Genomic DNA, 9,323 nt, shown 5'->3' on the forward strand with positions numbered 1-9,323 from the left:
ACTCAGAATCCCGCTTCGTCGAGTTCCATCACCGCGAGGCCGGTGCCGGAGATGACTGCCCGCTCGGCGGTCAGGTGAGGCAGGACCGTGGTGGCGAAGAACGAGGCGACGGTGATCTTGCCGCGGTAGAAGGCGGTGTCGTCGGCTGCCCGGTCGGCATCGAGTGCGGCCGCGGCGATGTCGGCGGCGGCGATGAGCCGCCATGCCACCAGCAGGTCACCGACGATGAGCAGGAACCGGACGGCATGCAGGCCGATCTTGTAGAGCGCGGTCGGCTCCTCGCCCGCGGCGAACAGGTGCGCGGTGAAGTCACCCACGATCTCCTGCACATCCTCGAGGGCGTGGGCGAGCAGGATCTTCTCGGTCTTGAGATGTCCACCGCCGGTGTCGGAGTGGGCGGTGGCGCGCACCTGGGCGAGCAGGTGGTTCAGTGCGACGCCGCGGTCGCGGGCGATCTTGCGGAAGAAGAAGTCCTGCGCCTGGATCGCGGTCGTGCCTTCGTACAGTGAATCGATCTTGGCGTCGCGGATGTACTGCTCGATCGGGTAGTCCTGCAGGAACCCGGATCCGCCGAAGGTCTGCAGGGATTCGGTGAGGTACTGGTAGGCGCGTTCGGAGCCGACGCCTTTGACGATCGGCAGCAGCAGATCGTTGACCCGCTCGGCGAGCTGCTCGTCGGCGCCGGAGATTTGCTGGGCGACCGACGGATCCTGATGGCCCGCCGTGTAGAGGTAGATCGAGCGCAGACCTTCGGCGTAGGCCTTCTGCATCATCAGCGAGCGGCGGACATCGGCATGGTGGATGATCGTCACCTTCGGCGCGGCTTTGTTCGAGGCCTGGGTGAGGTCGGCGCCCTGGATCCGGGACTTCGCGTAGTCGAGGGCATTGAGGTAGCCGGTGGACAGCGTCGCGATGGCCTTGGTGCCGACCATCATTCGCGCTTCCTCGATCACCTTGAACATCTGAGCGATGCCGTCATGGATCTCGCCGACGAGGTAACCGACAGCAGGCACGCCGTGCCCGCCGAAGGTCAGTTCGCAGGTCGCCGAGGCCTTCAGGCCCATCTTGTGCTCGACGTTCGTGACCAGGACACCGTTGCGCTCACCGGGTTCGCCGCTGTGATCGTCGAAATGGAACTTGGGGACGATGAACAGGCTCAGCCCCTTGGTGCCGGGACCGGCGCCCTCGGGGCGGGCCAGCACCATGTGGACGATGTTCTCGAACAGGTCGTCGGAGTCGGCGGAGGTGATGAATCGCTTCACCCCCTGGATGTGCCAGGACCCGTCCTCCTGCTGGATCGCCTTGGTGCGGCCCGCGCCGACGTCGGATCCGGCGTCGGGTTCGGTGAGCACCATCGTCGCGCCCCAGTTGCGCTCGACAATGTGTGTGGCCCAGTGCTTTTGCTGCTCGGTGCCGATGCCGCCGAGGACATCGGCCATCCCCGGACCGGTCAGATACATGTAGGCGGCGGGCTGCGCGCCGAGGATCAGTTCGTTGATCGCCCAGCCGAGCATCGAGGGCGCGGGCACGCCACCGGCCGACTCGCTCTTGGCCACTCGCCACCAACCGGCCTCCTGCCAGGCCCGGACCGCGTCCTTGAACGGTTCGGGCAGCCGGACGGAGTTGGTCTCCGGGGTGAATACCGGTGGGTTCCGGTCGGTTTCGGCGAACGACTCGGCGACAGGGCCTTCGGCCAGCCGTGCTGCCTCGGACAGCATCATCCGCACGGTGTCGGCGTCGAGGTCGCCGAAGGCGCCCGAGGCGAGCACGGTGTCGAGGCCGTAGACCTCGAACAGGTTGAACTGCAGATCACGAACGTTGCTCTTGTAGTGGCCCACCGGCCATCACCTCTCGACGGGACCCACCGCGACCGGGCAGGTGCTGAGGAACCGCGACACGCGCCGCGGAGCCCATGATGTCGCAGCGTTTTGTCCCTCGCAACCTATGTGACTCGACGATAAGGAGTCATATCTGTGCTTTTCCGGCAATGAACTGGTCTGATGTGTTCGTTCAGATTTCCAAGTCACTCATCACAAAGCTCCGGTGACCGCAGCGTCGGCACCTCGGCGAGGGCGATCTGCTCGCCCAGGGCGCGGAGGAACTCGGGGAGATCGGCGCGGTGGGCCAGCCGCGGGTTGCGCACCGCATCGGTGAGGAGGGTGGTGATGGTGTGGATCAATACCCGTGCGGTGGAGATCGACAGCTCGGGACGGACGGTCTGTAACAGCCGGGCCCAGCCGATATTGCCTTCGCGGTGGATCCGGCGATACCGGGCTGCCGCCTCGTCGGGCAGGTGCCCGACCTCGCTGACCGCCGTGCCGACCAGGTCGGTGTGTTCGATGGCGAAGCGAATGTAGTAGCGCAACACCAGCCGCAGTGATTCGTACGGGTCCTGGCCTTCGGTGAGCGCCCGCCGGGCATAGATCTCGACCCATTGGCTGTTGCGGTCGATGATCTCGTTGAGCAGGTGGGTCTTCCCGGCGAAGTGGTGATACAGCGCGGGGCCGCTGACGCCGACGGAGGCGCCGATGTCTTCGATGCTCACGGCGCCGAAGCCGCGGTCGCTGAACAAGCGGGCAGCGGCGACGATCATCTGTTCCCCGCGGAGCTCGTGCGCGGGCTGGATGCTCGCGTCGTCGGCACCGGCCCGGTCGAGCGCGGGGAGCGCATCGTTGCCGAGGGTGACTCCGATGACGGCGTCGACGACCGCGTCGAGTACCCGGGCGAAGTGGTCGGCGGGCAGCTGGGTGCGGTGGTTGGACGGGCTGGTCACCACCGACAGGACGACCCAGCTGAGCGCTTCGTGATCCGAGGCGGTCAGATCGGGCCTGCGGGCCCGGATGGACTGCCTGATGAGGACGGTCAGGCGCACCGCGCGGGAGAGGCCACCGACCCGGTCGGCCGGGGTCAGGCTGCGGAATTCGAGCTGCCACAACCGGGACAGGCCGCGGATCTCCAGCGCGACCCGGACCAGTTCGGCCAGGGCCGCGTCGTCGGCACCCGGCCTTTCCCGTGCAGCCGCGACCCGGGTGATGATCAGGTCGAGTCCTTCGCGCAGGCAGGATCCCAGCAGGTCCTGTTTGGTGCGGAAGTGCCGGTACAGCGCGGCCTGCGTGATGCCGACCGCCGCGGCGATGTCGGCCATGGACGTGCGGTGATAGCCGCGTTCGGCGAAAGCGCCGGTGGCCGCCTGCAGGATGGTCGCGCGGCGATCGCGTGGCCTGCGGCGTACCGGTGGCTGCGTGCTGCCGGACCCCGGAGCCGGCGGTGCGGGCGCCTTGTCGGCCGCGTCCAGAACGCCGAGCAGCATGCGCAGCATGGACTCGGTGAACTCGGGCGTGGTGGCATCGACCCAGCCCACCGCCCAGTCGTGCATCTGGCCGCTGATCGATCCGGTGAAGGCGGAGGCGATGAGCCGGAAGTCCCGCGCGGTGATCTCGCCGCGGGCGGCGAAGTTGTCGAACACGTCGCACAGCAGGTCCACCCAGCGCGACCGGCATTGCAGACGCAGGGTGTCCAGGCGCTCGCCGACTCCGACAACCTCCACGAAGGCGATCCGGGCCAGCCGTCGATCGCTGACGAGGGGAGAGAGGTACGCGTGGACCAGCGCCGCCGCCTGGTCGGCCAGTGGCTGATCCGCCATCCGGGTGACCTCGTCGCGCACCTGCTGTTCGACGAGGTCGTCGATGTGCAGGTACAGCTCGCTCAGGAGGTCTTCGAGCGTGTCGTACTCCTGGTAGAACTGCCTGGTCGACAGGCCCGCGGTGCGGCACAGGTCGGCCAATCGGGTGTTCCGGTAGCCGGCACCGGCGCCGAAGGTCTCGAGCGCGGTCTCGCGCAGCCGCACCCGGCGCTCGACGCGCCGTTCCTCCGCCGAAAGGCCACCGTAGCGCCCAGCTGAGGGCGTGATTCTCGCCACCGATACCTCGATCTCCCCGCTCAGTTCTGTCCGATTCGCGCGACCGGCGTCCGGAGGCAATGTAGCCGATATTCCCCAACTTTGGATACAGGAATATTCAAAGTTCGGGTGGGATCGAGCAGACTGCGCATTCGGCCTGCGACGGTCCGTCGAGTAGAACTGGGCCATGGATCAGCGCGGACGCGATGCCGACGACGAGCAGGCGGAGGTGCCCCCGGGTCCGCGCAGGCGGACCGGGGGACGCTCGGCGCGCGTGCGCGAAGCGGTGCTGACCGCGACCTTGGATCAGGTCGCCGAGCGCGGCATCGAGGGCTTGACGATCGGCGATGTCGCGGCCCGCGCCGGTGTCGCCGAGACGACGATCTACCGGCGCTGGGGCACCCGCACCGCCCTGATCGCCGAGGCCGTCACCGATCTCGCCGCCGCGGGCAACCCCGTACCGGACACCGGCGCACTGCGAACCGACCTGCAGCTGCTCGCCGAGCAGATCTCCCAGCTGATCACCCGCCCCGGCATCGCCCGCCTGGTCGGCACCACGATCGCCCTCTCGGCCGACCCGGAAGTCGCCGCGGCACGCCACCGCTTCTGGAACGATCGTTTCGAACGCAGCGCGCAAGTCGTCACCCGCGCGGTCGAACGCGGTGAGCTTCCCGCGACCGCGGTGCCTCGCGACGTCATCGAAACACTCGCCGCACCGCTGTATTTCCGGCTGATGGTCGGCGACGAAACGATCGACGACGCCTTCATCGCCCGCTGCATCGACAACACCCTGACCCTCCACGGCGTACCGTCCTGACCAAGGCCGTGCTGCGCCGACCTGTCGGTCCCCGGCCATAGCAGGTTTCACGACCGGACACCGTGTACGTAGTCACGAAGACGCCCAATGCATTTGGCAGATCTCCGAAGGCTTCACCGACGTCCGAACCTCGGAATGAACCGACTGCACCACCCAGAACACAGGTACGTTTGTTAGGTAATACTAACTACTGGAGGTCTCCGTGGCTCGACCCCGTACCACCCTGACGGTGCTGCGCACCGAACGTCTGTCCCCGCACATGGTGCGCGTGCACTTCCTCGCTTCCGGCCTGGCGGTCGGCGCATTCACCGACTCCTACGTCAAACTCATCTTCCCGCTGGACGGCGGCGAGGTGCAACGCACCTACACCCTGCGCTCGATCGACCGGTCCAGCGAACAGGTCGCGATCGACTTCGTGTATCACGGCGACGAAGGCATCGCAGGACCGTGGGCCGCGCACGCCGTCCCGGGCGCCACCATCGACGTCTACGGTCCGGGCGGTTCCTACGCCCCGCGCGCCGAGGCCGACTGGCATCTGCTCGCGGGTGACGACTCCGCGCTGCCCGCCATCGCTGCCGCGCTCGAGTCGATGCCGGCGACGGCCGTGGGCATCGCTGTTGTCGAGGTGGCCGGGCCCGAGGACGAGCTCCCTGTCGCCAAGCCTGACGGGGTGGAGTTGACCTGGTTGCACCGAGGTGACCGCGCGCCGGGCGAAGCGCTGGCCGAGGCTGTGCGCGCCGCGGTCTGGCGTGCGGGCCAGGTGCAGGTATTCATCCACGGCGAAGCACACGCCGTCATGCACGATCTGCGCCGCTACATCCGCAGAGAACGGGAAGTTTCCGCCGAGTGGGCCGCATCGATCTCCGGCTACTGGCGGCGGGGCAGGACCGAAGAGGGCTTCCGGGAATGGAAGGCCGATCTGGCCACCCGCGAGTCCGCATCCGCTCCGAACTGAGCGGCCATCCCCGTTGGGCACCGTGGGCTGCGCGATCAGGCGAATCGACGGCGCCTGATCCGCATCACCGGGATGATCCTGGGGTCGCGTCCCGCATGTGCTCCGAATATGCTGCACATCGTGTCGAATCTGCGGATCAGTGAAGTAGCTGCCTTGATGGGTGTCAGTGATGACACGGTGCGCCGGTATATCGACCTGGGCCGGCTCACGGCGATTCAGCTCGACAGCGGTCGCAAGGGGGTGGACGGGCGGGAGCTGGCGGAGTTTCTGCGGGAGGGCGCGGAGGCGCCTGATCCGGGAACCACCGTCGCGAGCTCGGCGCGGAACCGGATGCGCGGGATCGTCACGCGCATCGTGAAGGACACCGTGATGGCCCAGGTCGAGATGCAGGCCGGGCCGTTCCGGCTGGTGTCGCTGATGAGCCGCGATGCTGTCGACGAACTCGGTCTCGAGGTCGGCAGTATCGCGGTGGCCTCGGTCAAGTCGACTCATGTTGTTGTAGATGTGCCGGAAAGCTGATGAGGTTGAACATGATTCGTACAGTGCGCGCGGTCGCGGTGGTCGGAGCGATGGCTCTGGCCGCGGTCGGCTGTGGAACCGACAAGGTCGACGAGCCGGCCGCTGCGGGGGACAAGATCACCGGCACCGTCACCGTTTTCGCCGCGGCGTCGCTGACCGAGACCTTCACCGAGCTGGGTAAGCAGTTCGAGGCGGCGCATCCGGGGGTGAAGGTGGTCTACAGCTTCGGCGCCAGTTCGGCGCTGGCCGAGCAGATCAAGCAGGGTGCGCCGGTCGATGTGTTCGCCTCGGCCGCGCCGAAGAACATGCAGCAGGTGGTCGACGCCGGTGAGGTGACCGCGAAGCCGGTGACCTTCGTGCGCAACCGTCTCGAGATCGCGGTGCCCGCGGGCAATCCCGGTCACATCACCGGTCTGGCGGACTTCGGCAAGACCGAGCCCAAGATCGCGCTGTGCGCCGAGCAGGTTCCCTGCGGTGCCGCGGCGAAGACGGTGTTCGAGGCGGCGGGTGTCACTCCGCAACCCGACACCCGCGAATCCGATGTGAAGGCCGTGCTGACGAAGGTGACGCTCGGCGAGGTCGATGCCGCGCTGGTGTACCGCACCGATGTGCAGGCCGCCGGGACCAAGGTGGAGGGCATCGACTTCCCCGAGTCGAGCAAGGCTGTCAACGATTACCCGGTCGCGCCGCTGGCCAAGGCGCCCAATGCCGCGGCCGCCGCGGCGTTCGTCGAGTTCATCGGGTCGGACCAGGCGCGCGCGGTCTTCACGAAGGCGGGATTCGACAACCCGTGACCCGAGTCGCACGACGGCGGGCGGCAACGGGGCGGCGTCCGCTGATCCTGATGGTGCCCGCCGTGTGCGGTTTGGTCTTCCTGACCCTGCCGCTGGTGGGGTTGCTGCTGCGCACACCGTGGCGGACGCTGCCCGAGCGGCTGGTCAGCGCCGAGGTCGGGCAGGCGCTGCGACTGTCGCTGGTCTGTGCGACCTCGGCGACCCTGGTGTGTCTGGTGCTCGGCATCCCGCTGGCGTGGTTGCTCGCGCGTGGCGATGTGCGCGGCCTCGGGTTCGTGCGCGCGCTGGTCACGGTGCCGCTGGTGCTGCCGCCGGTCGTCGGCGGTGTGGCGTTGCTGCTGGTACTGGGTCGGCGCGGACTGGTCGGCCGGTATCTCTACGAGTGGTTCGGGTTCTCGTTGCCGTTCACCACGGCCGGGGTGATCGTGGCCGAGGCGTTCGTCGCGATGCCGTTCCTGGTGATCTCGGTCGAGGGTGCGCTGCGCGGCGCCGATCCTCGGTATGAGGAAGCCGCCGCGACCCTCGGCGCGTCGCGGTGGCTGACCTTTCGCCGGGTCACGTTGCCCTCGGTGATGCCCGGCGTCGTGGCGGGCGCGGTGCTGTGCTGGGCCCGCGCGCTCGGCGAGTTCGGCGCGACGATCACCTTCGCCGGAAGTTTCCCCGGCACGACCACGACCATGCCGCTGGCTGTGTACCTCGCGCTGGAAACCGACCCCGAGGACGCGATCGTGCTCAGTGTCGTGCTGCTCGCGGTGTCGGTGGCCGTGCTCGCCGCGCTGCGGGACCGGTGGACGCGAGGCGCACTATGACACTCGATGCCGAGATCCGCATCGCACGAACGACTTTCGAGCTCGACATTGCCTTCACGGTCGAACCGGGCGAAGTCGTCGCGCTACTGGGCCCCAACGGCGCGGGCAAGACCACCGCCCTGCGGGGCCTGGCCGGGCTCACCCCGTTGAGCGAAGGGCGGATCGTCCTCGACGACCACGTCTGGGACGCGCCACCGGACCGATTCGTCCCCGCGGAACGGCGTGAAGTCGGCGTCGTATTCCAGGACTACCTGCTGTTCGCGCACATGAGTGCCCAGGAAAACGTCGCCTTCGGCCTTCGCGCCCGCGGACAGCACCGCGCCGTAGCGCGCAGCCAGGCCGCACAGTGGCTCGAGCGGGTCGGCCTCGGTGACCATCTGCACGCGAAACCCCGTGCCCTGTCGGGCGGTCAGGCCCAGCGGGTCGCGCTCGCGCGGGCACTGGCCACCGACCCACAGTTGCTGCTGCTCGACGAGCCGCTCGCCGCGCTCGACGCCAGCACCCGGCTGCAAGTGCGCGCCGAACTGGCGCACCACCTCGCCGACTACCCCGGGCACACCGTGCTGGTCACCCACGACCCCTTCGACGCGATGGTCCTCGCCGACCGGCTCATCATCGTCGAGCACGGCGCCATCGTCCAGGAGGGGCCGCCGACCGAGGTCGCCCGCATGCCGCGGACCGACTACGTGGCCAACCTCGTCGGTCTGAACCTCTATCGGGGTACGGCACAGGAAACCTCGGTCGACCTCGGTGACGGCGCGGTCTTCACCGTCGCCGAACCCGCGCACGGCGCTGTCCACCTCGCCTTCGCCCCCACCGCGGTGAGCCTGTACCCGGAACGCCCCAGCGGCAGTCCGCGAAATACCTGGCAGGTCACCGTCACCGGCCTCGAGCAGCACGCGCACACCACCCGGGTCAGGTTGTCGGGCGCTCCAGCGGTGCTGGCCGAAGTAACCCCGGCCACCGTCGCGGACCTGCGCCTGCACAGCGGCGCCCAACTGTGGGCATCGGTGAAAGCGACCGAGATCCACACCTATCCCGCGTGATCGAGGCCCTCGCGTGTTCCGGGCGCCAGGACGCCTACGTCAAGAAACTGGCCGGCGACAGACGGTAGGTCCGCGACGTGTACTGACCGGAACCGGCGCCGGATCGATCTAGGCTGAGGAAATGCGCCTGAGCACACGAAACCAGCTCGACGGCACGGTCCTCTCGGTGACGCGCGGCGAGGCCATGGCCGTCGTCCGGGTCCGCCTCACCGGCGGTGACGAGATCACCTCCTCGATCACCCGCGACGCCGTGGACGACCTGGAACTCACTGAGGGATCCGCGGTCAAGGTCCTCATCAAATCGACCGAAGTCACCCTCGGCATCGACTGAAGCAGCCTTCGAACGTCGGCTCTCATCCAGGATCGGCCGAGATCTGGAAGGTCGGCCGCGGCAGCGATGCTCAGTCGGGCAACCGCCCCCCAACCCTAACCCAACGCGCCGTACAGTAGCCGCGGGAAATTTACGGCCAACACGGTCAACGCGC

General features: G+C 68.1%; 9 protein-coding genes. 7 read left to right on the plus strand and 2 right to left on the minus strand.

Annotation, left to right across the window (positions count from 1 at the left end; translation table 11 throughout):
- Positions 1-2: 2 nt before the first annotated feature.
- Entirely contained in the window at positions 3-1,838 is a 1,836-nt protein-coding gene (locus ACFVAV_RS31435; RefSeq protein ID WP_379039214.1) for an acyl-CoA dehydrogenase, read from the minus strand.
- A gap of 185 nt (positions 1,839-2,023) precedes the next feature.
- Complete coding sequence (locus ACFVAV_RS31440) at positions 2,024-3,919, minus strand: TetR/AcrR family transcriptional regulator (protein WP_379039215.1); 1,896 nt, start codon at positions 3,917-3,919, stop codon at positions 2,024-2,026.
- A 166-nt stretch (positions 3,920-4,085) separates the two neighbouring features.
- Between ACFVAV_RS31440 and ACFVAV_RS31445 the strand changes: the two genes are divergently transcribed.
- From ACFVAV_RS31445 to ACFVAV_RS31475, 7 genes are all read left to right on the plus strand, one after another.
- Positions 4,086-4,715, plus strand: coding sequence for a TetR/AcrR family transcriptional regulator (locus ACFVAV_RS31445; protein ID WP_379039216.1), 630 nt, complete (start codon positions 4,086-4,088; stop codon positions 4,713-4,715).
- Positions 4,716-4,917: 202 nt separating this feature from the next.
- The gene (locus ACFVAV_RS31450; protein WP_379039217.1) at positions 4,918-5,670 is read left to right on the plus strand and encodes a siderophore-interacting protein; all 753 of its coding nucleotides are present in this window, start codon (positions 4,918-4,920) and stop codon (positions 5,668-5,670) included.
- Between the two features lie 120 nt (positions 5,671-5,790).
- On the plus strand, positions 5,791-6,189 hold the full coding sequence (locus ACFVAV_RS31455) for a molybdopterin-binding protein (RefSeq protein WP_379039249.1): 399 nt from the start codon (positions 5,791-5,793) through the stop codon (positions 6,187-6,189).
- Positions 6,190-6,200: 11 nt separating this feature from the next.
- Positions 6,201-6,983, plus strand: coding sequence for a molybdate ABC transporter substrate-binding protein (modA, locus tag ACFVAV_RS31460; RefSeq protein ID WP_379039218.1), 783 nt, complete (start codon positions 6,201-6,203; stop codon positions 6,981-6,983).
- Positions 6,980-7,792: a molybdate ABC transporter permease subunit gene (modB, locus tag ACFVAV_RS31465; RefSeq protein WP_379039219.1), complete on the plus strand. Its 813-nt coding sequence runs from the start codon at positions 6,980-6,982 to the stop codon at positions 7,790-7,792. The genes modA and modB overlap by 4 nt, the downstream gene beginning before the upstream one ends.
- Positions 7,789-8,838: an ABC transporter ATP-binding protein gene (locus tag ACFVAV_RS31470; protein WP_379039220.1), complete on the plus strand. Its 1,050-nt coding sequence runs from the start codon at positions 7,789-7,791 to the stop codon at positions 8,836-8,838. Before modB ends, ACFVAV_RS31470 begins: the two co-directional genes overlap by 4 nt.
- Positions 8,839-8,959: 121 nt before the next feature.
- Entirely contained in the window at positions 8,960-9,169 is a 210-nt protein-coding gene (locus ACFVAV_RS31475; protein WP_378857543.1) for a molybdopterin-binding protein, read from the plus strand.
- The last annotated feature ends 154 nt before the right edge of the window (positions 9,170-9,323 follow it).

Source organism: Nocardia sp. NPDC057663 (assembly GCF_042799895.1).
GTDB lineage: Bacteria > Actinomycetota > Actinomycetes > Mycobacteriales > Mycobacteriaceae > Nocardia.

Coding starts and splice junctions, on each gene's coding strand:
- ACFVAV_RS31445 (WP_379039216.1), top strand. CDS start 4,086: ATGGATCAGCGCGGACGCGATGCCGACGACGAGCAGGCGGAGGTGCCC.
- modA (WP_379039218.1), top strand. CDS start 6,201: ATGATTCGTACAGTGCGCGCGGTCGCGGTGGTCGGAGCGATGGCTCTG.
- ACFVAV_RS31470 (WP_379039220.1), top strand. CDS start 7,789: ATGACACTCGATGCCGAGATCCGCATCGCACGAACGACTTTCGAGCTC.
- ACFVAV_RS31475 (WP_378857543.1), top strand. CDS start 8,960: ATGCGCCTGAGCACACGAAACCAGCTCGACGGCACGGTCCTCTCGGTG.